This window comes from Listeria sp. Marseille-Q6474 (assembly GCF_946902005.1).
In the GTDB taxonomy this organism is placed as follows: Bacteria; Bacillota; Bacilli; order Lactobacillales; family Listeriaceae; genus Listeria; species Listeria innocua.
Genome location: NZ_CAMPPS010000001.1, coordinates 2,045,479 through 2,068,139, shown reverse-complemented (window position 1 = coordinate 2,068,139; position 22,661 = coordinate 2,045,479). Strand labels below are relative to the sequence as shown.

General features: G+C 37.3%; 20 protein-coding genes. All 20 read right to left on the bottom strand.

Going from position 1 to position 22,661, the window contains the following annotated elements; genetic code table 11:
* Positions 1-136 precede the first annotated feature (136 nt).
* The 20 genes from uvrA to ftsE all read right to left on the bottom strand — a co-directional run bounded on the left by uvrA (position 137) and on the right by ftsE (position 22,279).
* Positions 137-3,007: an excinuclease ABC subunit UvrA gene (uvrA, locus tag OC533_RS10355; RefSeq protein WP_194324058.1), complete on the bottom strand. Its 2,871-nt coding sequence runs from the start codon at positions 3,005-3,007 to the stop codon at positions 137-139.
* A gap of 7 nt (positions 3,008-3,014) precedes the next feature.
* Positions 3,015-4,991, bottom strand: coding sequence for an excinuclease ABC subunit UvrB (gene uvrB / locus OC533_RS10350; RefSeq protein ID WP_033533639.1), 1,977 nt, complete (start codon positions 4,989-4,991; stop codon positions 3,015-3,017).
* Positions 4,992-5,238: 247 nt separating this feature from the next.
* A complete protein-coding gene (locus OC533_RS10345) occupies positions 5,239-5,478 on the bottom strand; it encodes a CsbA family protein (protein WP_003763924.1) in 240 nt (79 codons plus the stop codon).
* Between the two features lie 21 nt (positions 5,479-5,499).
* The gene (locus OC533_RS10340; RefSeq protein ID WP_070752447.1) at positions 5,500-6,147 is read right to left on the bottom strand and encodes an HD domain-containing protein; all 648 of its coding nucleotides are present in this window, start codon (positions 6,145-6,147) and stop codon (positions 5,500-5,502) included.
* Between the two features lie 21 nt (positions 6,148-6,168).
* Positions 6,169-6,555, bottom strand: coding sequence for a hypothetical protein (locus tag OC533_RS10335; protein WP_003763927.1), 387 nt, complete (start codon positions 6,553-6,555; stop codon positions 6,169-6,171).
* A 106-nt stretch (positions 6,556-6,661) separates the two neighbouring features.
* On the bottom strand, positions 6,662-6,967 hold the full coding sequence (locus OC533_RS10330) for an ArsR/SmtB family transcription factor (protein WP_010991311.1): 306 nt from the start codon (positions 6,965-6,967) through the stop codon (positions 6,662-6,664).
* Positions 6,968-7,239: 272 nt separating this feature from the next.
* Positions 7,240-7,899 (bottom strand): phosphate signaling complex protein PhoU, encoded by a 660-nt coding sequence (gene phoU / locus OC533_RS10325; protein ID WP_003772348.1) that lies wholly within the window; start codon positions 7,897-7,899, stop codon positions 7,240-7,242.
* Between the two features lie 12 nt (positions 7,900-7,911).
* Positions 7,912-8,691: a phosphate ABC transporter ATP-binding protein PstB gene (gene pstB, locus OC533_RS10320; RefSeq protein ID WP_194324060.1), complete on the bottom strand. Its 780-nt coding sequence runs from the start codon at positions 8,689-8,691 to the stop codon at positions 7,912-7,914.
* Between the two features lie 14 nt (positions 8,692-8,705).
* On the bottom strand, positions 8,706-9,521 hold the full coding sequence (pstB, locus tag OC533_RS10315; RefSeq protein ID WP_003763935.1) for a phosphate ABC transporter ATP-binding protein PstB: 816 nt from the start codon (positions 9,519-9,521) through the stop codon (positions 8,706-8,708).
* Positions 9,522-9,548: 27 nt separating this feature from the next.
* Positions 9,549-10,433, bottom strand: coding sequence for a phosphate ABC transporter permease PstA (gene pstA / locus OC533_RS10310; RefSeq protein ID WP_003739753.1), 885 nt, complete (start codon positions 10,431-10,433; stop codon positions 9,549-9,551).
* A complete protein-coding gene (gene pstC, locus OC533_RS10305; protein WP_010990005.1) occupies positions 10,430-11,353 on the bottom strand; it encodes a phosphate ABC transporter permease subunit PstC in 924 nt (307 codons plus the stop codon). Before pstC ends, pstA begins: the two co-directional genes overlap by 4 nt.
* A gap of 93 nt (positions 11,354-11,446) precedes the next feature.
* On the bottom strand, positions 11,447-12,355 hold the full coding sequence (locus OC533_RS10300) for a phosphate ABC transporter substrate-binding protein (protein ID WP_003763937.1): 909 nt from the start codon (positions 12,353-12,355) through the stop codon (positions 11,447-11,449).
* Positions 12,356-12,610: 255 nt separating this feature from the next.
* Positions 12,611-14,386, bottom strand: a complete 1,776-nt coding sequence (gene pnpS, locus OC533_RS10295; protein ID WP_003772345.1) for a two-component system histidine kinase PnpS — start codon at positions 14,384-14,386, stop codon at positions 12,611-12,613.
* Positions 14,386-15,096 (bottom strand): response regulator transcription factor, encoded by a 711-nt coding sequence (locus OC533_RS10290; protein WP_010991313.1) that lies wholly within the window; start codon positions 15,094-15,096, stop codon positions 14,386-14,388. Before OC533_RS10290 ends, pnpS begins: the two co-directional genes overlap by 1 nt.
* Before the next feature lie 140 nt (positions 15,097-15,236).
* Positions 15,237-16,412: a S1C family serine protease gene (locus OC533_RS10285; RefSeq protein WP_045554280.1), complete on the bottom strand. Its 1,176-nt coding sequence runs from the start codon at positions 16,410-16,412 to the stop codon at positions 15,237-15,239.
* Between the two features lie 30 nt (positions 16,413-16,442).
* A complete protein-coding gene (cls, locus tag OC533_RS10280; protein ID WP_003768327.1) occupies positions 16,443-17,891 on the bottom strand; it encodes a cardiolipin synthase in 1,449 nt (482 codons plus the stop codon).
* A 121-nt stretch (positions 17,892-18,012) separates the two neighbouring features.
* Positions 18,013-19,326, bottom strand: coding sequence for a murein hydrolase activator EnvC family protein (locus tag OC533_RS10275; protein ID WP_010991315.1), 1,314 nt, complete (start codon positions 19,324-19,326; stop codon positions 18,013-18,015).
* A gap of 120 nt (positions 19,327-19,446) precedes the next feature.
* Positions 19,447-20,643 (bottom strand): NlpC/P60 family protein, encoded by a 1,197-nt coding sequence (locus OC533_RS10270; protein WP_003772338.1) that lies wholly within the window; start codon positions 20,641-20,643, stop codon positions 19,447-19,449.
* 75 nt (positions 20,644-20,718) lie between these two features.
* Positions 20,719-21,603, bottom strand: a complete 885-nt coding sequence (ftsX, locus tag OC533_RS10265) for a permease-like cell division protein FtsX (RefSeq protein WP_010991316.1) — start codon at positions 21,601-21,603, stop codon at positions 20,719-20,721.
* On the bottom strand, positions 21,593-22,279 hold the full coding sequence (ftsE, locus tag OC533_RS10260) for a cell division ATP-binding protein FtsE (protein WP_003772335.1): 687 nt from the start codon (positions 22,277-22,279) through the stop codon (positions 21,593-21,595). The genes ftsX and ftsE overlap by 11 nt, the downstream gene beginning before the upstream one ends.
* Positions 22,280-22,661: the final 382 nt, after the last annotated feature.

The window sequence follows — 22,661 nt, the reverse complement described above, 5'->3', positions numbered from 1 at the left end:
TCTATGACTCTATTATGAAGGAAAAAATAATTTCTGTCATACAACCAGAGGATGATTATTTGTTTAGACTTTGGGTGGTTTGGTCTTCGGCACAAGAAAAAAATCCCGCTTATTAAAATATAAGCGGGATTTAGATTTATTTTTTCTTAGCTGTTGCAATACGTTCTTCTGTGCGTTCTTTGTCACGTTCTAAAATTGGTTTTAAGTATTTGCCTGTGTATGATTTTTTAGAACGAGCAATTTTTTCTGGTGTGCCAGTTGCGATAATTTGACCGCCGCCATCGCCACCTTCTGGACCTAAGTCAATCAAGTAGTCAGCTTGTTTAATAACATCTAAATTATGTTCAATAACAAGAACTGTATCGCCGTTTTCTTCTACAAGTCTTTGCAATACTTTTAGTAAACGACCGATGTCATCTGCATGGAGTCCAGTCGTTGGTTCATCAAGGATATAGAATGATTTACCGTTGCTGCGTTTATGAAGTTCGGACGCTAGTTTCACACGTTGCGCCTCACCACCAGAAAGAGTTGTTGCTGGTTGACCGAGACGGATATAGCCAAGTCCCACATCGACAATGGTTTGCAGTTTGCGAGCAATTCGCGGTTGGTTAGTGAAATATTCTAACCCTTCTTCCACAGTCATTTCTAGCACTTCGGCAATGTTTTTCCCTTTGTAGCGAATATCCAAAGTTTCGCCATTATAGCGTTTACCATGACAAACTTCACAAGGTACATAAACATCTGGTAAAAAGTGCATTTCGATTTTGATAATACCGTCGCCTTTACATGCCTCGCAACGACCGCCTTTTACGTTGAAGCTGAAACGGCCTTTTTTGTAACCACGAACTTTGGCTTCGTTGGTACTCGCGAATAGATCACGAATATCATCAAACGCACCAGTATAAGTTGCTGGATTAGATCTTGGTGTTCTACCGATTGGTGATTGATCGATATTAATAATTTTTTCTAGGTTTTCGATTCCTTTTATTTCTTTATGTTCGCCTGGTTTGGCGTGATTCCGATTAAGTTTTCTCGCTAGTGCTTTTCTTAGTACTTCATTGACTAATGAGCTTTTTCCGGAACCGGATACCCCAGTCACACATGAAAAAGTAGCAAGTGGTATTTTGGCATTTACATTTTTTAAGTTGTTTGCTTTTGCTCCGATGATTTCTAATTCAAGTCCGTTTCCTTTTCTTCTTTTGGCAGGAACAGGAATGAATTTTTTGCCAGAAAGATAATCCCCGGTGATAGAGTTTTTGTTCTTCGCCACTTCTTCTGGCGTTCCGGCTGCAACAATTCGCCCGCCATGTTCTCCAGCACCTGGACCAATATCAATCAGATAATCTGCTGCCATCATTGTGTCTTCATCATGTTCCACGACAATAAGCGTATTTCCAATATCTCGCATACTTTGAAGTGTGTTGATCAATCGATCGTTATCACGCTGATGAAGTCCAATGGAAGGCTCATCAAGAATGTAAAGTACGCCAGTCAATCTCGAACCAATTTGGGTTGCTAGTCGAATTCGCTGTGCCTCTCCTCCTGATAAAGTTCCAGCAGCACGGCTCATTGTTAAATAATCAAGTCCAACATTTTTTAAGAACCCTAGTCTAGCACGCACTTCTTTGAAAATTGGCGCCGCGATTTGCGTTTCTTTTTCTGAAAGCTCTAGGCTATCAAAGAAATCAAGAGCTTCATTGATGGAAAACTCGCTAATTTGCCCTATGTGATGATTGTTCACTTTGACAGAAAGTGTTTCTTCTTTAAGACGATATCCTTTACAAGATGGGCAAGGCAAATCTGTCATATACTGCGCCATTTGATCGCGAGTGAAATCTGAATTAGTTTCACGGTAACGACGTTCGATGTTTGGCAGAATTCCTTCAAACGGAATCCAAGTTTCTCGTGTCATACCAAAATCATTTTTATATTCAAAGTAAAATTCTTTATCTTTTGAACCATTTAGAATAATATCTAATGCTTCTTTTGATAGTTTTTCTATTGGCGTATCCATATCAATTCCAAATTCTTTACAAGCAGAAGCTAACATTTGTGGATAATACTGGGAACTAATTGGTCTCCACGGAACAATCGCGCCTTCATTTAATGTTAAACTTCTGTCTGGAATAACCGTGTCCACATCTACTTCTAATTTTGTTCCAAGACCATCACAAGTAGGGCAAGCGCCAAATGGACTATTAAAAGAAAACATTCTTGGCTCTAATTCACCAACTGAAAAACCACAATAAGGACATGCATAATGTTCGCTAAATAGTAATTCTTTATCGCCCATAATGTCCACTACTGCGTATCCATCAGCCAGGCGAAGAGCAGCTTCAATAGAATCATATAGTCGGGTATTTATTCCTTCTTTAATGACAATACGATCGATGATAATTTCGATGGAATGTTTTTTGTTTTTTTCGATTTCGATTTCGTCGTTAATATCGTATATTTCTCCATCAACACGAATACGTACGTAGCCTTCTTTTTTAATTTCTTCAATCGTTTTCTTATGTGTTCCTTTTTTACCAGAAACAATAGGCGCCATAATTTGAATACGTGTTTTTTCTGGGTATTCGAGCACACGATCTACCATTTGTTCGATTGTTTGCGAAGTGATTTCAATGCCGTGGTTTGGACACACTGGATGCCCCACTCGCGCATAAAGTAAACGCAAGTAATCATGTATTTCTGTAACTGTCCCAACGGTAGATCGCGGATTACGGCTAGTAGTTTTCTGATCTATAGAAATAGCTGGGCTTAACCCTTCAATTAAATCTACATCCGGTTTATCCATTTGACCTAAAAATTGGCGAGCATAAGCAGACAAAGACTCTACATAACGTCTTTGTCCTTCTGCATAAATTGTATCAAAAGCTAGCGAAGATTTTCCTGAACCAGAAAGCCCGGTCATCACCACTAATTTATCTCTTGGAATCTCTACATCAATGTTTTTTAAATTATGGGCTCTTGCACCTTGAATGACTATTTTTTCTTTATCCAATTCCGCTTCATCCTTCCGCTTTTATTTCCAGTAAAGCATCACGAAGTTCAGCTGCACGTTCGAAATCAAGTGCTTTGGCTGCTTCTTTCATCTCGTGTTCCATACCTTCAATGAAAATATCTCGTTCTTTCTTAGACATTTTACTTAAATCATGTTGTTTTACTGCTTCTCGTTCATCTGCGGCAGAAGTTGCTGCGATAATGCCACGAATTTCTTTTCTAATTGTTTTTGGTGTGATGCCATGTTTTTCGTTATATTCAATTTGAATTTTACGACGACGTTCAGTTTCACTAATCGAATTGCGCATGGAATCTGTCATTTTATCTGCGTACATAATTACTCGTCCATTTTCATTACGGGCAGCTCGTCCCATCGTTTGGATTAAGGAACGTTCTGAACGTAAGAAACCTTCTTTGTCGGCATCTAAAATTGCTACCAAGGACACCTCTGGTAAATCGATTCCTTCACGAAGTAAGTTAATCCCAACAATAACATCGTATACCCCTAATCGAAGGTCACGAATAATTTCAATTCGCTCTAATGTTTTTACCTCAGAGTGTAAATATTGAACTTTTACGCCGGCTTCTTTTAGGTAATTCGTCAAATCCTCCGACATTTTTTTCGTTAAGGTAGTGATTAGAACTCGTTCGTTCTTCTCAACTCGATCATTGATTTCATCCATTAAATCATCTATCTGACCTTGGATAGGACGTATTTCGACAATTGGGTCTAGTAGTCCGGTAGGTCGAATGATTTGTTCAATTACATCTGGATTCTTTTCTAATTCGTATGGGCCTGGGGTTGCAGAGATAAACATAATTTGATTAATATGCTTTTCAAATTCTTCTAATCGAAGTGGACGGTTATCAAGTGCGCTTGGCAACCTAAAACCATGATCGACTAGCATTTGCTTTCTGGCTTGGTCCCCGTTGAACATGCCACGGATTTGAGGCATCGTTACGTGTGATTCATCAATAACCATTTGGAAATCATCTGGGAAATAATCTAGCAATGTATATGGAGTTACTCCCGCTGGACGCAGCGATAAATGTCTTGAATAGTTTTCAATGCCTGAACAATAACCCATTTCTTCCATCATTTCTAAATCGTAATTGGTTCTCTGTTCAAGACGCTGTGCTTCCAGTAGTTTATTTTCTGCTCTTAAGACTTTAAGGCGGTCTTCAAGTTCTGCTTTTATATTAACAATTGCTTTTTTCATAATATCTGGTCTAGTAACAAAGTGAGATGCTGGGAAAATAGAAACGTGCTCTCTGTCGCCTATGATTTCTCCAGTAAGGGCATCTACTTCTCTAATACGTTCAATTTCGTCGCCAAAAAATTCAATTCTCATACAGTGTTCATCTCTAGATGCCGGGAAAATTTCGACCACATCTCCGCGGACACGAAAACGACCGCGCTGGAAATCAATATCATTTCGGTCATATTGAATATCAACCAGCTTGCGTAACAATTGGTCTCGGCTAATCTCCATGCCTACCCGAAGCGAAACTAGCATTTCTCCGTATTCGACCGGCGAACCTAAACCATAAATACAAGATACACTGGCGATAATAATTACATCTCTACGTTCAAAAAGTGCTGCTGTAGCGGAGTGACGAAGCTTATCTATTTCGTCATTGATACTAGCGTCTTTTTCAATGTAGGTATCACTCTGCGGTACATAAGCTTCTGGCTGGTAATAATCATAGTAACTAACAAAGTATTCCACTGCATTATTCGGGAAAAACTCTTTGAATTCACTATATAATTGTCCCGCTAGCGTCTTATTATGTGCCATAACAAGAGTTGGTTTATTTACTTCTTGAATTACATTAGATACAGTAAAAGTTTTCCCTGTACCGGTTGCCCCAAGTAAGGTTTGGTGTTTTAAGCCTTTTTTTAATCCCGCAACTAATTGTTCTATTGCTCTAGGTTGGTCTCCTTGTGGGCTATACTTAGAAACTAACTCAAATTTATCCTTCAACTCGGATTCCCCCATTCCTTATCGGTCCGATTCTGGCATCTAAAAGCTTTAACTGTAAAATATCCAGCAAAGCAAAAAGCGGATTTTTCAGATCCGTTAATGTTTCTATTTTATCATAAATATTTTAATTAGCCTAGCAAAAACCGAACATATTTTCGTATTCGTTTGAAAATAAAAAACGCAACCTGTAGATTACGCTTTTCTTTATTTTATCACTTTTAAAGTATTCTACCTATCTATTTGCTCTTTAAAAGTCACTGCCGCTTTTCTTTAAACGTCGTAACATGTATGTGGCTACGACAAAACCAATTGTCATCGAAAAGGCGTCTATCGTGATTAGCCAAAACGAACTTGTGTAACCCAATTTGGCAGAAGCGGCTATCAAAACCACCATAAGCACTAAGGCGACATAACGGTTATACGTGATGCGCGCAAAGAGAATGACAAGCAGACAAGGGAAAATAAGTGCAGATATAATTTGATCCATCTTACTTCCCTCCCCAATTTTTTACTCTTCACGCAATGCTTTTGTCGTTATTTCTGTAGTAAGTTGTGGTAATTCCGTCTTTTCAATACCTTTTTCAGCAAGCATATCTGGTAAAATTTCTTTTAAAAAGTATTTTACACTGGCCATTTCTCGGTATTCATAAATAGTCGCAAGTGCTTCACTATAAATTTCAACAAAAATGTTTTCTGGATTACCTTTTTGGATCTCGCCAAAGGACTCATATAACAAGTCTACTTTATCAGATATAGCGAGAATTTTCCCTTCTAACGTACTGTCTTTCCCTTCTTTTAACAAGTGCCGATAAATAGGTTGGAAAGTTGCTGGTATTTCGCGGCTAATAAAATTTTTAGTCATGCTTTCTTCCACTTCAGAGAGCATTTCTCTTAGTTCTGTCGTTGCGTATTTTACAGGTGTTTTAATGTCACCAATAAAAAGCTCTGAATAGTCATGATTTAATGCTTTTTCATATAAAGCACGCCAATTAACCTCATTGCCCGCATCTTCTTCTACAGCTCCAAAAAATTGTGCAATAGAAGTAACCTTGTAAGAGTGTTCTGCAACTGAATGCTCCTGATACTTAAATTTTCCCGGGCAACGATAAATGTTCTCTAAATCCGATAAACTTTGGAAATATTGATGAATTCCCATACTATCACTCCATTCTTCGTTTTATTCCTCTCTTTTTTGTTTTTTATTGGCAGGATTAGTATTTTCGATTTCGCGCATCATTAATGCTGCACAGTAACCAATTAGAGCGATCATTGCTGCGGAATAGGTTCTAAAATTATCTGTAGCAAAAATAAAAATAATTGCTGAAAACAGAAGTGTCGTTAATATTCCCCAACTAAAAAGTTTCGTACCTCGTGCTGTTCCTACTTTCATATGCGAATATATTCCTACATAACATACCAACTGAATAATAATAAATTGTGCAACCGACAAACCAATAACTGCCGCAAGATTGCTATTCCAAATAACTGCTAAAATAGAAATAATAACCATGACAACTATTCCCGCAATGACGATAAATTTTTGCACTGGCGATAATTTGCTCAAAATGTTTCCTCCAAATTTTTATTTGTTAACTACTTTATCATAATCTCTCATTATTTGGCATAAAAAACACCCATCATTCCTAAAAAGGTTTTCTGAGCGCTTGTTGTTAGTGATGGTGCACGTGGCGAATTGCTTGGGTCAGTAATTCTAATACGTGATTATCATCTTGCATATAATAAATTGTAGTGCCTTCACGTCTTGATTTCACAAGCCTTAAGTTTTTTAAAAAACGGAGCTGGTGTGAAACCGTTGTTTGATTAAAAGTCAGCGTTCGCGCAATTTCGTTCACAGAGTATTCTCGCTCTTGAAGCAGATTTAAAATTTGAACACGTGTCGGATCAGAAAGCGCCTTGAAAATTTGCGTTACACTAAAAAGCGTCTCTTCATCTAAAGTTTGTTTTGCGTTTTCCATCAGAATCACCCCATTCTTCATATATGGTCATATATTCATATGATACTTAAATAGGAATGATTCCGCAAGTTTAACTACCTCTTCATTCAAAAATGATTAAATATGAGCAAAAAAGTAATATTCTCTCTTAAAATGATACAATTTCTTTATAACAACGAAAGGAGTATTGGAGGATAGCTAAGGTTTTAAATATTTGAGAAGTTATTTAAACCGCCTAACACACACCAAAAAGAGCCCGATTAACCTGTGGAAAGGAAAATCGGGCTTTTTTTTTATCTATTTAAATCTTCAATTTCACCGCTCTTCAAGTAAACAATCCATTCACAAACATTCGTCACATAATCACCAATGCGTTCAATGTATTGAGAAACTAAAAGTAATTGCGATACGTCTTCAATGTGCTCTGGTTCTTCTTGCATAAAATTAATACATTTTTGATAAACGATTTTATGCAGTTTATCTACTTCATTATCACGTGCTGCTATTTCACGAGCAGCCTCATCGTCTTCCGAAAGATATGCTTTTAAGACATCTTGCAGCATTGATTTTACAATTTCACCCATTTCTGGAATTTCAGGAATCGGCTTTAAAACTTTACTTTCGCCAATTAAAATAGCTGTTTTGGCAATACTTACTGCGTGATCACCAATACGTTCTAAATCCGAACTTGTTTTGAGCACGGTAACAATTTTCCGTAAATCCATACCGACTGGTTGTTGCAAAGCGATTAACTCAAAAGAGCGTTGTTCCAGTGAGAGCTCCATATTATTAATTGCCTTATCTTCTGCGACTACTTGTTTAGCAAGCTCCGTGTCACGATGTACGAGTGATTTTACTGCTTTAAAGATCGCTTCATTCGCAAGCATTCCCATTTCCATTAGATGTTGATGTAAGTCGTTTAACTGTTCTGTGAAAATTTTTCTGACTACCATAATAACACTCCTTTATCCAAATCTTCCTGAAATATAGTCTTCAGTTTCTTTTTCTGCTGGGTTGGTAAAAATACTTGTCGTATCCGCGAATTCCACGATGCGGCCATTAAGGAAAAAGGCTGTTTCATCCGAAATCCGGGATGCCTGTTGCATATTGTGCGTCACAATTACAATCGTATAGTCTTTCTTTAATTCTAAAATCAAATCTTCTACTTTCGCTGTCGAAATCGGATCTAGTGCAGAAGTCGGCTCATCCATCAAGATAACATCAGGTTTAACTGCAAGTACACGTGCGATACAAAGTCGTTGCTGTTGCCCACCTGACATGCCAATTGCCGAACGATCTAATCTATCATGAACTTCTTCCCAAAGAGCCGCCTGACGCAAACTTCTCTCAACAATCTCATCTAACACTTTTTTATCTTTTATACCGTGCATCCGTGGACCATAAGCTACATTATCATAAATTGAAAATGGAAATGGATTGGCTTGTTGAAAGACCATACCCACTTTTTTTCGTAAATTAACCATATCAATTTTCGGATCTTGGACATTTTCTCCGCCAATATGGATTTCGCCAGTTGTTTTTACATTTGGGATTAAATCATTCATCCGGTTAAGCGTCCTTAGAAAAGTAGATTTTCCACATCCCGACGGCCCAATTAATGCGGTAACTTGATTCTTTTTAATATTTAAATCGATTTTTTGTAGTGCTTGTTTGGAACCATAAAATAAATCTACGTCTTTTGTTTCAATAATGTACTCTACTTTTTCAGCAGTTTCGGTTGTCATAAAAAAGCTCCTTTCTAGCCAAAGTTACCAGAAATATAGTCTTCGGTTTGTTTTTCTTGTGGATTCGTAAATAGTTCGGATGTTCCTGAGAATTCCACGACTTCTCCTAGATAAAAGAAAGAAGTATAGTCTGAAACCCGTGCTGCCTGTTGCATATTGTGCGTTACGATAATAATGGTATATTTATTTTTCAATTCATTGATTAAATCTTCAATTTTACTTGTGGAAATTGGGTCTAGGGCTGAAGCAGGTTCATCAAGTAGCAATACTTTAGGCTGCATTGCTACAGCTCTAGCGATACAAAGGCGTTGTTGCTGTCCACCGGAAAGTGATAGTGCACTTTTTCCTAAATCGTCTTTTACTTCGTCCCAAAGAGCAGCACGGCGCAGGCTTTTTTCAACACGCTCCATGATTTCTTTTTTGTTCTTCATACCATGGCGTTTAAGTCCAAAAGCAACATTTTCATAGATAGATTTCGTGAATGGATTTGGTTTTTGGAATACCATGCCTATTTCTTTACGAACATTGTATAAGTCGACTTCTTTGCGGTTAATATTAATGCCATCGTATAAAATTTGTCCTTCCATACGGCAACCGTCAATTTCATCATTCATCCGATTTAATGCTCTTAAATAAGTTGATTTCCCGCAACCAGATGGTCCGATTAAAGCTGTTACTTTATTTTCCGGGAAGGTTAAATCGACACCTTTAATTGCGTGATTATCGCCATAATATACGTGCAAATCCTCTGTCGCCATCGCAGCAGGAAGTGAGTGAGGATCTGGTGTTGTTTGTAAAATTGTATTAATTTCAGGTTTCTTCGTTAACATCATTTAAAATCTCCTTTTCCTGGCTTTTTAAGACGAGGTCATGCGTTTATAAACAAATTTTCCAAGCAAGCGAGCTAGAACGTTGAAAAGTAATACGGAAAGAATTAATACAGCAGATGCTCCGTCAGAAACAGCTTGCGCATCTGGCATAATTCCCTCACCATTAATTTTCCAAATATGAACAGCTAACGTTTCTGCTGGGCGGAAAATATTTAGTGGTGAAGCTGGATTGGCCGGATTCCAGTCAGTGAAATCAAGAATAGGTGTACTTTGTCCTGCTGTGAAAATTAACGCTGCTGCTTCACCAAATACCCGTCCTGCTGCTAAAATAACCCCGGTAATAATTGCTGGTAATGCCGCTGGAACAAGTACTCGCGTAATTGTTTCCCATCTGGATAACCCTAGAGCAAGTCCTGCCTCACGTTGCGTGTTTGGAATAGCATTAAGCGCCTCTTCGACAACACGAATTAATAGTGGTAAATTGAAAATCGTTAGTGTAAGCGCCCCGGAAATAACGGAGAAGCTCCACCCCATTTGAATAACAAAAACAAGGAAACCGAATAGCCCTACGACAATAGATGGAAGTGAGGAAAGCACTTCAATCGTTGTACGAATTAAATCTGTAATCCAATTTTTACGTGCATATTCTGCCATATAAATTCCCGCACCGAGCGAGATAGGAACAGAAATAATCATCGTGATAACGAGCATATAAAATGAGTTCCAGATTTCAGGACCGATTCCGCCGCCAGCTTGGAACGACTGTGGTGGGGTCGTCAAAAACTTCCAGCTAAGTTGCGGAACACCTTTTACTAAAATATAGCCGAGTAAACCAGCTAAGATAATGACAATTAATACAGCAATGGCATAGAAAACGCCTGTCGCGATTTTATCTTTTGTTTTTACATTCATTTGACTTTCCTCCTACGTCCGATGAAACGGATCACAATGATGAAAAATAGTGACATTGCGAGTAGCACCATTGCAAGTGACCAAAGGATATTATTATCAAGCGTACCCATAACCGTATTTCCCATTCCCATTGTTAAAATACTAGTTAACGTGGAAGCTGGTTCAAATAAGGATGTTGGAATAACAGCAGAGTTCCCAATAACCATTTGTACAGCAAGGGCTTCACCGAATGCACGAGCCATCCCAAATACAATCGCCGTCAAAATCCCTGAACGCGAACTACGAAGCACTACTTTCCAAATCGTTTGGAAACGTGTTGCTCCAAGCGCCAAAGAAGCTTCTCGGTAATGACGCGGAACTGATTTAATCGCATCTACGCTGAGTGAAGTAACAGTAGGCAAAATCATTACTGTTAAAACAACGGTCGCAGCTGCAATACCAAACCCACTTCCCGAAATATGGTCGCGAATAAATGGAACGACAACGCTTAGTCCAATGAATCCATAAACAACAGATGGAATACCAACTAAAAGTTCCATAACTGGTTGCAAAATCTTCTTACCAAACTTAGGTGAAATTTCTACCATAAAAATGGCTGCACCGATTGCAAGTGGTCCTGCAATACAAGCGGCAAAAAGCGTTACTGCAAAAGAACCAATAATCATTGGCAAAGCGCCAACTAATGGATTTCCACTTGCATCTTTTTGCGAAGGGTTCCAGTCTGTTCCAGTTATAAAATCAACAAAAGACACTTTATTGACAGTAAATGTTGCTAAACCTTTCGATATAACAAAAAACAAAATAGACGCTGCGGCAATAACCATGATAGAAATACAGATGAATGTAATAATTTTGCCTCTAGTTTCTAGATGCGCCTTTTTAGAAGTTTGTGTAAGCTTCTTTTCTTTTATCGCTTCCAAGTCACGTAAGCTCCTTTCTCCTCCCATGTTTACTCCTAACATGGGTATACGTCTATCCTGATATTACTAGGATAGACGCCCATTTCATTCTTTTTATTTTACGTCAGTTAGTTTACCAGATGCATCGCGTTCCACTTTCATGGATTTGATTGATTGGTAACCAAGTTGTGGTACGATATTGTTTTGTACTTCATCAGAAGTCATATATTTTAAGAAAGTTTTTGTTAGGCCTTTTGGTTCGCCATTTGTATACATATGTTCATAAGACCAGATTTTCCAATCGTTAGTTGCAACTTTTTCTTCTGTTGGTTCAACGCCATCTAATGAAAGACCAACTACGGAAGCGTCAATGTAAGAGAATGCTAGGTAGCTGATTGCTCCTGGAGTTTCGCTTACGATTTTACGAACTGTACCGGATGAATCTTGTTCTTGTGCTTTAACTGGTGTTTTACCATCAAGTCCCCATTTTTCGAAAGTAGCACGTGTTCCGCTTCCTTCCGCACGGTTGATGATTGTAATTTTTTCGTCTTTACCGCCAACGTCTTTCCAGTTAGTTGTTTTACCAGTGAAAATGTCGATTAATTGTTGTTTAGTAATGTTTTTAACGCCTACATCTTTGTTTACTACAGGTGCCATTCCAACAACTGCTACACGATGATCAACAAGTTTTGAAGCATCTACGCCGTCTTTTTCTTCAGCGAATACGTCCGAGTTACCAATTTCAACTGCACCTTGTTGTACTTGTGTTAAACCAGTTCCAGAACCGCCGCCTTGAACATTGATTTGAGCTTTAGGGTTAGTGTTTGTAAATTCTTTGGAAGCTGCTTCAACGAGTGGTTGAAGTGCAGTGGATCCGACTGCTGTTAATGAGCCAGAAACTTCTTTATCCCCTTTTGTTGATCCGTTTGCTTTATCTTTTGAACTGCTGTCACTTCCACATGCTGCGAAGACAAGCATTACTGCTGCTAACATTGCTACTATTCCCAAATACTTCTTTTTCATTATCTTATTCCCACCTTGTTTTTTTAATAGTTATTCCTTACAAGTATCACTATAACGCGTGAGATTTAAGGTGGTGTGTAGCTAATGTTAAGTAATTGTAAATTACCGCATTTTTTGTCGAAAATGTAAACTTTTTTATGAATATCTTTCAAATAAAAGGCAAACTGGTAAATTATTACACCAAATTTGTGTCTTTCGTAAATAAAATAAAAATATCCTGTCCGAAAGATTACATTCTTTCAAACAGGATATTTATTAGGCTTTTTTTGGTAAAGTGACGCGGAAGGTCGAGCCAACTTCTTCTTGGCTTTCTACTTCGATTCGTCCGCCACAGTTTTCAACTAAATGTTTGACGATGGAAAGTCCAAGTCCAGTACCACCAGAGTGTCTGCTACGCGCTTTGTCCACTCGGTAGAATCGTTCAAACACGCGGTCAATATCTTTAGCAGGTATTCCAATTCCGTTATCGGTTACTTCTATTATAACCTCTGCTTCTTGATTAATTAATTTAACTTCAACTTTCCCATCTACTGGGGTGTAGTTTATCGCGTTAGAAAGTAAATTAATTAAAATCTGCTGCAATTTATCACGATCAGTTTCAATAATGATTGGAGGAATTGTTTTTTCTGGAACAGATACTTGGATATTTTTTTCGGTCGCCATTTCAAAAATAGTCCGGGAAGATTGTTCGATAACTTCATCTACATCTACTGGCTCAGTGTTTTCTGCCACAGGATTTTGTTCAATTCTAGAAAGTGCGAGAATATCCATTATCAATCGATGAAGTCGATCACTTTCTTCTTTGATAATCGTTAAGAATTTTTTGAGTAGCATTTCATCGTACATTGCGCCGTCTAGTAGTGTTTCCGCGAATCCTTTTAGTGCAGTTACTGGTGTTTTTAGTTCATGGGATACGTTTGTTACAAATTCAGAACGGACATTTTCCAGATGGCGGATTTGAGTAATATCATGTAGTAGTAAGATAATCCCGGTAATTTCACCGTTTTCTGCTAAAATTGGCGAAACACTTGCATCTAAAATCATCTCCCGCGGGAAATAAAGAATGATTTCTTTTTGTTGCATCGTTTTTGTTTCAAAAGTTGCATCGATTAATTGACTAAGTGCGAAACTTTTAATTACTTCATAAAATGGTTTTCCAGTAATTTCGGTTTCTCCTAAAATTTGGTACATTGTTCGGTTAGTCATGATTACTTGTTTATCGACATTGATAAGCATTACGCCGCTCACTAAGTTTTGAACAATAGCATTCAGTCGTTGTTCATTTTGCTTAATTTCGAACATCTGTGTTTCTAAACTTTCTGCTAACATATTAACGCTGACAGAAAGGTCTTGAAGTTCGCCGCTTACTTTACCGTGAATGCGGCTGTCGTATTTATGATTAGCCAAATCGGTCGAAACTTCAATAATTTCATTCACTGGTCTAGTAATTTTTCTGGCGATGAAAACACTGATGGCTGCGATAATGACTAGAGCAATACCGAAAATCAGAGCTAAATTGCCCCAAAGTTTAGCAACTGCTGCATCCACCGACTCAAGGGAAATTGAAATCCTTAAAACGCCGTCTGTCTTCCCTTGATGTTTAACGGGAACCGCAACATAAAGCATACTATAACCAAGTGAATCACTTTCCCGAATTGAAATGCCAACACTCTTTCCTTTTTCAAGAATATCAGCTACTTCCGGGCGGTTCATATGATTGTTTAAGTTATCAGGATCTTTTTTGGTGTCAGCTACAACATCACCATCATTATCAATCACCGTAATACGAGCATCAATTTCATCCCCAAGCGGATCAAGTGTTTTTTGAATCGTTCCTGCATCTTCATCCAAATTTAAATTCTCAATGTTAGTTGTTTGCAGTAAGATTTTCGCGTCATCTTCTAGCTGGTTTTCTTTCATCGTTAAATAAGTGGATTTCATTAATTCCCCAGAGAAAATACCTACAATAACCATCACAACGAAAAATAAGATAAAAAAAGATAACCCGATTTTCAGCCATAATTTTTTCATTATTTTACATTCTCCATTTTATAACCGAATCCACGTATTGTTTTAATGTATTTCGGTTGTTTAGTATCTAGTTCAATTTTATCGCGTAAATGGCTAACGTGAACATCTACAATCCGCGTTTCACCTACATAATCATAATTCCAAACCGTATCAAGCAATTGATCTCTCGAAAAAACTTTGCCGCGATGATTGGCTAGGAATAAGAGCAGCTCAAATTCTTTCGGCGTTAAATCTAATAAATCATCTTGCAAATATACTTCATAACTATCCGGTAAAATTTTCAAATCACCAATTAAAATAGTCGCTTCTGTATCTTCCGTTTTTTCTTCGGTAACTTCGGCCTTGCCTTCTGTCCGTCTTAAAATAGCTTTAATCCTTGCGACAACTTCTCTAGGGCTAAACGGCTTTGTCATATAATCGTCTGCACCTAACTCTAAACCAATGATCTTATCTAGTTCTTCATCTTTGGCAGTTAACATTAGTATTGGAACTCCAACTTTATCTTGGCGGAGTTTTTTCGTTACTTCAATTCCGTCCATTTCAGGAAGCATTAAATCAAGTACAATTAAATCTGGTTTTTCCGATAGAGCAAGTTCGTACCCAGTTCTACCATCTTCAGCTGTGACTACATCAAACCCAGCTTTTTCAATATTAAATTGCAACAAGGTAACAATAGAAGCCTCATCATCAACTACAAGAATTTTTACCAACTTACTTCCCATCCCTTCTTTATGTAACCCTTTTATCTAAAATATAGCATGAATTAACTATTTTCGGGTAGAAATGCATTTATATTAATCTTATCTTTACAAAAACTTAAAACACCAATGCTGCCACTGGTGTTTTAAAATCATCTCGGTTCAACTAATAATAAACCCAGTTCAAAAGATTCATTTTCATAAAGTGCTGTTTGTTCAAAACGTGGCTCACCAGCGTTATCAATTACTTTTAACTTGCAAAATGCGCGGTTTAAGTTAAGCGCCTCGTATAGTTCTTCACGATTGTGCACTTTTTGTCCGTTAACTTCTGTAATTTTTTCGCCTGCTTTTAAATTCAAACGGGTTGAAGGAGTGCTTTCACGGGCACCAAGAACTACAAGCCCATCAGGTTGCGGACCAAATTTTTTCGGTAGTAATTGTTCGGAGCGGTAATGACGATAGGAAATCCAAAATCGACCGATCACAGCGAACATAAACGCAAAAAGTGTTAGTACTGGCATTACGATTCCAATCAAACCAGCTACAGCAATAATCGTTGCTAGTGTAGTTACTTGAACGGCAATTTTTTTACTAGCTTCTTCTGGCAATTGCGCTTGTACTTGCTGCTGGAAACCAATGAATAATGGCAAAATAATTAACGAATATGACTCGGACCCAATTGTAAACACAGGCCACCACTCAAAAATCTTCGTAAACACATCTCCAGGAATAAAAACAACAAGTGGTACAAACCATAATTTTCTTAACTGAAATGAACCGACTAACTTACCGCGTTTACTTTTACGAAGAGATGGTGACGGATTTTTCGCGCTTGTATATTGAATCAAGAAAGCTTCTACAAACAGCAAAATCGCCAGTAAAAATGTCATCGAAATCATAAAATTATCTATAAATATTGCATCATATGTAAACTCTAGATTGGTAAATGGTGACAAGTTAACATCGAAATAATAGCAGAAATAAAAGATTAAGCTTGTAATTCCAATAGTAAAAGCAGTAGAGCTAAGTCGGAACATCCCGACAATTAATAAGAAACAAGCAACGGCATTAAAAATCGCAATCCATTCAATCATTACACTAAATCCAATAAGTGTAGTAATAATGGATAGCACTAGACCAAACAACAAACTCACGCCAAAGAAATTCTTCAGTTCTAACCACGGCGAATAAATGCTAATACTAAACGATTTCCGCTCCCACTTCACTCGATTAAAACCAGCAATTATCACTAAAATAATTCCTACATACAATGCTGGTTGTAGAAGTAGTCTCCCTATTCCATTAAGTATTTCACTAAAAATATCCATTTTCTACACCAGCTCTCCCTTAAGTTACTTCTATAATATAGGCGATAAAAGTCGACTTACCGCTTCTTTAAATTTAATCCATAAAGATCGTTTTGCATATAATTCAGGTGTTAATTGGTACGATTTCAAAATATCTTCTAAAAATGCATCTTCTAATTTTTGAACCATTTTCTTTTCATAAATAAAAGCATTGACTTCAAAATTCAAGCGGAAACTCCTAAAGTCCATATTGGCAGTTCCTACAGAAGCAATTTCGCCATCAACTACTAAGGTTTTTGCATGAATAAAACCATTATCATAAATGAAGATTTTAGCTCCTGTTTCCATAAGTTCACCGGCGTAATTAGTTGTTGCTCGGTAAACAAAAGCATGGTCAGGTTTATTCGGAATCATGACACGAACATCGACTCCTGAAAGTGCTGCAATTTTTATCGCCTCAAGCAAACTCGCATCTGGAATAAAATATGGAGACTGCAAGTAAATCGTTTTTTTAGCAGCATTTATCATTTTAATGTAACCATTCTTGATTTGTTGCCATTCGGAATCAGGACCACTAGACACAATTTGCATGCTTGTATGGCCTTTACCGTGAAATGTTGGAAAATATCTCGCTTTATAGTCAATTTTATGAGTAGATGATGCCGAATTCCAGTCCATGATAAACCGGGTTTGCATAGCATATACCGCTTTACCATGCACGCGTAAATGTGTATCGCGCCAATAACCAAATTTTTTCGAACGACCAAGATATTCGTCACCAATATTAAAGCCACCAATATAACCAACATCTCCGTCAATAATCGCCAATTTTCGGTGATTACGATAATTTAAACGGAAATTAATTAATGGTAATTTAGATGGGAAAAATGGTCTTACTAAACCGCCATTTTTTTCAAAAGTACGGAAAAATGATTTTTTCGTCGTCCGTGAACCCATTGCATCATAAATAATTTTTACATTTAAACCTTCTGCTGCTTTTCTTTCAAGCACTCGCATCAAACGGTTTCCAAGCTCATCCGAATGAAAAATATAGTAGATGAGATGAATATGATCTTTTGCTTTTTCAATATCTGCTATTAAAGCATCAAATTTTTCGTGACCGTCAATAAAAAGCTCTACTTCATTATCTTGCGTCAAAATAGCTCCATCATTAACAAGCAATAAGTAAATTAAATCGCGATGTTTTTTTACATTTGGATCGCTAAATGGAAATTCTTTTTGACGTATCATTTCTATTTGATTTGCTGTTGACTCTTGTATCCCGATTTTTTCTTGTCCCTTCCAATCAAAAATCTTCTTCCCTGAAAGCTTTCTCCCAAAAATTAAATAGATAATGAATCCAAATATTGGAACAAAAGTTAAGACTAGTAACCAAGCCCAAGTGGCGGATGTATCGCGTCTTTCTAAGAAGACCGTCACTGCCGCAAAGAATACGTTTAAAATCAGCAAAATGACTAATAAATAAGCTAATAGTCCCATTGTGTTCCCCCTTTTCTTACACAAACTGATAGTAGTATCATATCATAAAAACCGTATTTAGCCTATTCCAGTTCGTTTTTAGCTAAGAAAAACCATTGATTTATCATCAATGGTTTTCAAATTAAATATAAGGTGCTGGATCAACTGGAATACCATTTTTGTGAATCTCAAAATGAAGATGTTGTCCGGTTGATTGACCGGTGGATCCCATAATACCAATTGGTTGTCCTTGTGATACTTGTTGACCAGTTACTACTTTCAAGCTACCGGCACGCATATGAGCATATAATGTTTGGAAGCCATTACCATGATCAATTTTCACGACGTAACCGTAACCTCCAAAGCCACTACCTGTTGCGCCAAATCCTGAAAATACGACTCTACCAGATGCCGCAGCGGATACTGTAATCGTACCTCCGCCCGCAATATCTTGACCTTTATGAGATTCATATTTTCCAGTAACTGGGTTAGTACGCTCACTAAATCCAGATGTTAACATTCCTGATGCTGGCTTGATAAACTGCCCGCCACCAGAACTTACTGTATCTGTTGCGCCAGTTCCTGCTGAAGATGTTACAGAGCTTGGTTGCTGCGCTGCGACAGTGGCATTTTTAGCCGCTGCTTCTTGCATGCGTTTTTCTTCAGCCGCTTTAATTGCAGCTTCTTGTTTTGCTTTTTCACCAGCAATATTAGAAGCAAGTTTCTTTTGTTCGTCTGAAAGAGCACCTTGTTCATTAGTTAAAAGTGTTTGTTCACTTTTCGTTAAGTCTTTTTTATTTGCAAGAGCCATCACTAAGTCATTCTTTTCTTGTTTTTGGCTTTCCATGTTGTTTCTTGATACTTCTAGCTCAACTGCTAGCACTTTTAAGTTTTCTAATTTTTTTTCTGAACTATTTTCTGCTACTTTTAGTTTATTTTGATCGTCTTTTTGATCTTGCATTATATTTTGGTCCGCTTTAACAATTGCGGATACAACTGTCACGCGGTCGATAAGTTCTTTAAAATCATCAGCTTCAAAAATCATGTCTAAGTATGATGTGGCAGTTCCAGTTGTTTGAATAGCTCTCGCTCGACTATCAAGCACTTTTTGACGGTCGCGAATATCATTGCGTAGCTTTTCAATTTCTTTCTTTAGTTTTTTCAGCTTTTCATTTTCAGAATCAACTTTATCTTCTTGTTCTTTCAACTTTTTATTTGTTTCATCAATGCTATTTAAAAGTGATTCTAATTCTTTAGCAGCGTCTTTTTCAGCGTTTTCTAAATGGTTTAATTCTGAGTTTTTTGTGTCTAGATTCTTATTTAGCTCTGATTTTTTTTGCTCTATTTCGCTTTGGCGTTTTTGCATGTCATTAATACTTTCCGCCTTAACACTTGTTAATGGTGCAGAAATAATCAAAAGGCTAAGTGCTGTTACTACCCCATATTTTTTAAGCATAATAAGCTCCTTTTCTATTATCTATTTGACTAGGAACTTCTTCATTCCCTTAACGTTCCATATAAAAAAGCACCTTTGTTTTTAAAACGACAAAGGTGCTTCTTAACTTTTCAATACTTATTAGAAGTTAGCTACGCGGCCATATCCTACAAGATATTTAGCCCAGTAACCGCTAGTGATGTTGTCATATTTAACACCGTTGTTTTGAGCGTTAATCATTTGACCACCACCAACATAAATTCCAACGTGAGCAATTCCGCCACCGTAGTTGAAGAACACTAAGTCACCTGGTTTTGCTTGGCTAGCACTAATTTTGGAAGCTGCTGCATATTGTCCGCCAGAAGTTCTTGGTAGAGAAACTCCTGCAGCGCGGAAAGCATAAGATGTAAATCCAGAACAGTCAAATGCGCTCGGGCCAGTTGCTCCAAGGCTATAAGGTTTTCCAAGTTGAGCTCTTGCTGCTGCGATCATTGCAGAATATCCACCACCTGATGGAGTTGCAGCGCTTGGTGCTTCACTATTGTTAGTTGATTCTACTTTGTTTGAAGTTTTGCTGTTAGATGAAGCATTAGTGTTTGTTGTTTGTTGTCCAACATTTGCATCAGTAGCTTCACGTAAAGCAGTTGCGCGAGCAGTTGCTTCTTTCGCTGCTTTATCACGTTCACTTACAAGACCAGCTTTTTCGTTTTCAGCACTTGCTTGATCAGCTGCTAATTGAGCAACGATTGCTTCTTTTTCAGCTTTTTGTGCTTCAATTTTATTTTGTTGTGCTTCGAATTCATGAATTGCAGTTGCTTGTTCTTCTTGTTTTTTCTTTACTGCAGTTTGTTTAGTTTTTAAAGCTTTTTCATCTTTTTGTTGATCTTCTAAAATAGATTTGTCAGAATCAACTAATTGGTTTACTGCAGAAACACGACCTACTAAGTCAGAAAGGTTTTCTGCATCTAAGATTACTTCAAGATAGGCATTAGAATTAGAAGTTTTTTGCATTGCACGAGCGCGTTCTTTTAAAACAGTTTCGCGTTCTTTAATACGTTCATTGATATCTTTAATATCTTGATTAAGTTGTTTAAGTTCTTTGCCTGTTTGGTCAAATTCTCCTTGTAAAGATTTCGCTTTTTCTTGAGCTTTCTCAAGATCTGCTACTAAACTAGAAAGATCTGATTGTAACCCTGTTTTTTTAGACTTAATGTCATTGATTTTTTTATCTTGATTTTGAATGTCTGTATTTACGTCTGCAAAAACATTTGTTGTAAAGGCTGGCGTCAAACTGATAACTGCTGCGAGTGAAATCGCAATAAACGTATTCTTTTTCAAAAAGTTTACCTCCTAAAAAGCTCCCTAAGCTTTTTCTTTTAAATTATTTTTATTTCAAGTTAAGTAATTTCTTAGTTAGACTTTCAAGAATCTACGGATAGAGATAACACTACCCCAAATTCCTATTAGAACTCCGATTGCAATAATCAAAGCACTGATTTGATAGGCGAACGGTGTTGGAGGCAGAAGTGATAGTGAACTTGTCACCAACTTCGGATTTACCAAGTTGTAAATATTAACATAGCCTATAAATGTTAATACAACCGGGACAATCGAACCAATTAACCCAAGCCATGCACCTTCTAAAACGAAAGGCCAGCGTATGAACCAGTTGGTCGCTCCTACTAATTTCATAATTTCTATTTCTCTACGACGGGAGAAAATCGCAATCTTAATTGTGTTTGATATTAAGAACATCGCTGTTAGTAATAATCCAATGCTTAGGATAATACCAGCATATCGTCCCCATTTTAAGGTATCAAACAATTTGTCGACTGTTTTCTCACCATATTCTACATTATCTACGTACTGTAATTTTTCTACTTTTTGAGCAATCGCCTTCGTTTGTGTTGGCTCTTTAGCCTCTACAACGAACACATCGTATAGTGGATTATCTTGTTTAAACAATTCGAAGTTTTTGCCGTACGCGCCAACTAATTTCTTCAACTCATCATCCTTGGAAGAAAAACTGACACTATCAACTCCATTAATCTTCTCAATGTTTTTCTCAAGTTCTTGCTGCTGTTTCTTGTCTGCGCTTAGAGAAATATGTACGTTAATTTGTACATTGTTTTCTACATCTGTTGCAAGCTTGTTCATGTTGATCAATATTGCAAAAAACACGCTGACTAAGATAAGTGTTACTGTTACTGCACTTGCTGCTGCAAAGGTCATCCAACCATTCCGGTAAAGGCTCTTAAAACTTTCTCTTATATGTCTTCCTACAGTCCTAAATTTCATAGCCATATTCTCCTTGCTGCTCATCTCGAACAATTCTTCCATTCTCGATAGCTACTACCCGGTGTTTCAACGTGTTAACAATTTCTTTGTTGTGGGTTGCCATTACAATGGTTGTTCCGCGATTGCTTATTTCTTCAAGGATATTCATGATTTCCCATGAAGTATCAGGATCTAGGTTACCGGTCGGCTCATCTGCTATTAATACTTTAGGCATATTGGCAATCGAGCGGGCAATGGATATCCGCTGCTGCTCACCACCGGAAAGTTCATCCGGCAACATTCTTACTTTATGCTTGAGGTTGACTAAATCTAGCACTTCCATAACACGTTCTTTAATTACGGTTGGCTCAGTTTCAACCACTTCCATCGCATAAGCAATGTTTTCATAAACAGTTTTGCTTTGAAGTAATTTGTAATCTTGGAATACCACGCCTACGTTTCTACGTAAATATGGGATTTCACGATTTTTCATATTAATCAAATCAAATTTGTCTACGATGATTTTGCCTTTCGTCGCTCGTTCTTCTCTGTAAATCATTTTAATAAAGGTTGATTTACCAGCACCACTCGGGCCTACTACATAAACAAATTCCCCTTCGCCAATGTTAATATTGAGTCCATTAGCGGCAGTTATGCCATTGGGGTATTTCTTATAAACATCTTCCATTAATATCATTTTATCACCTTACTATGCCTTTCTACTGAGTTACATTTTAGGTAATGCATGGTAACCATGAAGATGAACTGTTTGTTGGCTCGAATTTAAACTCACAACATAAGCTTAATTATACCATGACAGTTTTTCATCTATAGGTTAATTGCATTACAATTATATTTCAGGGTATGACAATATCTCGATTATTGTAATAGGAAACACAATTTTTGATTTTAAATTCTTTTGAAAAGTTATCCGTGGTTCTTATTTTCTAAGACAAAATAAAAAAGCACCTGTGTTGGTCTTTTCTACTGCTAACATTGTAACTTGTTTTTATCCTAAATAACATTACAGGTAGATTAAAAAACATTACAGTTATCGCTACCGGAATAGACCAATTAGA

Excerpts from the sequence above, each read along its gene's own strand:
- OC533_RS10345 (WP_003763924.1), bottom strand. The coding sequence starts at position 5,478 with ATGGATCAAATTATATCTGCACTTATTTTCCCTTGTCTGCTTGTCATT.
- OC533_RS10340 (WP_070752447.1), bottom strand. The coding sequence starts at position 6,147 with ATGGGAATTCATCAATATTTCCAAAGTTTATCGGATTTAGAGAACATT.
- OC533_RS10330 (WP_010991311.1), bottom strand. The coding sequence starts at position 6,967 with ATGGAAAACGCAAAACAAACTTTAGATGAAGAGACGCTTTTTAGTGTA.
- phoU (WP_003772348.1), bottom strand. The coding sequence starts at position 7,899 with ATGGTAGTCAGAAAAATTTTCACAGAACAGTTAAACGACTTACATCAA.
- pstB (WP_194324060.1), bottom strand. The coding sequence starts at position 8,691 with ATGACAACCGAAACTGCTGAAAAAGTAGAGTACATTATTGAAACAAAA.
- pstB (WP_003763935.1), bottom strand. The coding sequence starts at position 9,521 with ATGTTAACGAAGAAACCTGAAATTAATACAATTTTACAAACAACACCA.
- pstA (WP_003739753.1), bottom strand. The coding sequence starts at position 10,433 with ATGAATGTAAAAACAAAAGATAAAATCGCGACAGGCGTTTTCTATGCC.
- OC533_RS10300 (WP_003763937.1), bottom strand. The coding sequence starts at position 12,355 with ATGAAAAAGAAGTATTTGGGAATAGTAGCAATGTTAGCAGCAGTAATG.
- pnpS (WP_003772345.1), bottom strand. The coding sequence starts at position 14,386 with ATGAAAAAATTATGGCTGAAAATCGGGTTATCTTTTTTTATCTTATTT.
- OC533_RS10285 (WP_045554280.1), bottom strand. The coding sequence starts at position 16,412 with ATGGATATTTTTAGTGAAATACTTAATGGAATAGGGAGACTACTTCTA.
- cls (WP_003768327.1), bottom strand. The coding sequence starts at position 17,891 with ATGGGACTATTAGCTTATTTATTAGTCATTTTGCTGATTTTAAACGTA.
- OC533_RS10275 (WP_010991315.1), bottom strand. The coding sequence starts at position 19,326 with ATGCTTAAAAAATATGGGGTAGTAACAGCACTTAGCCTTTTGATTATT.
- ftsX (WP_010991316.1), bottom strand. The coding sequence starts at position 21,603 with ATGAAATTTAGGACTGTAGGAAGACATATAAGAGAAAGTTTTAAGAGC.
- ftsE (WP_003772335.1), bottom strand. The coding sequence starts at position 22,279 with ATGATATTAATGGAAGATGTTTATAAGAAATACCCCAATGGCATAACT.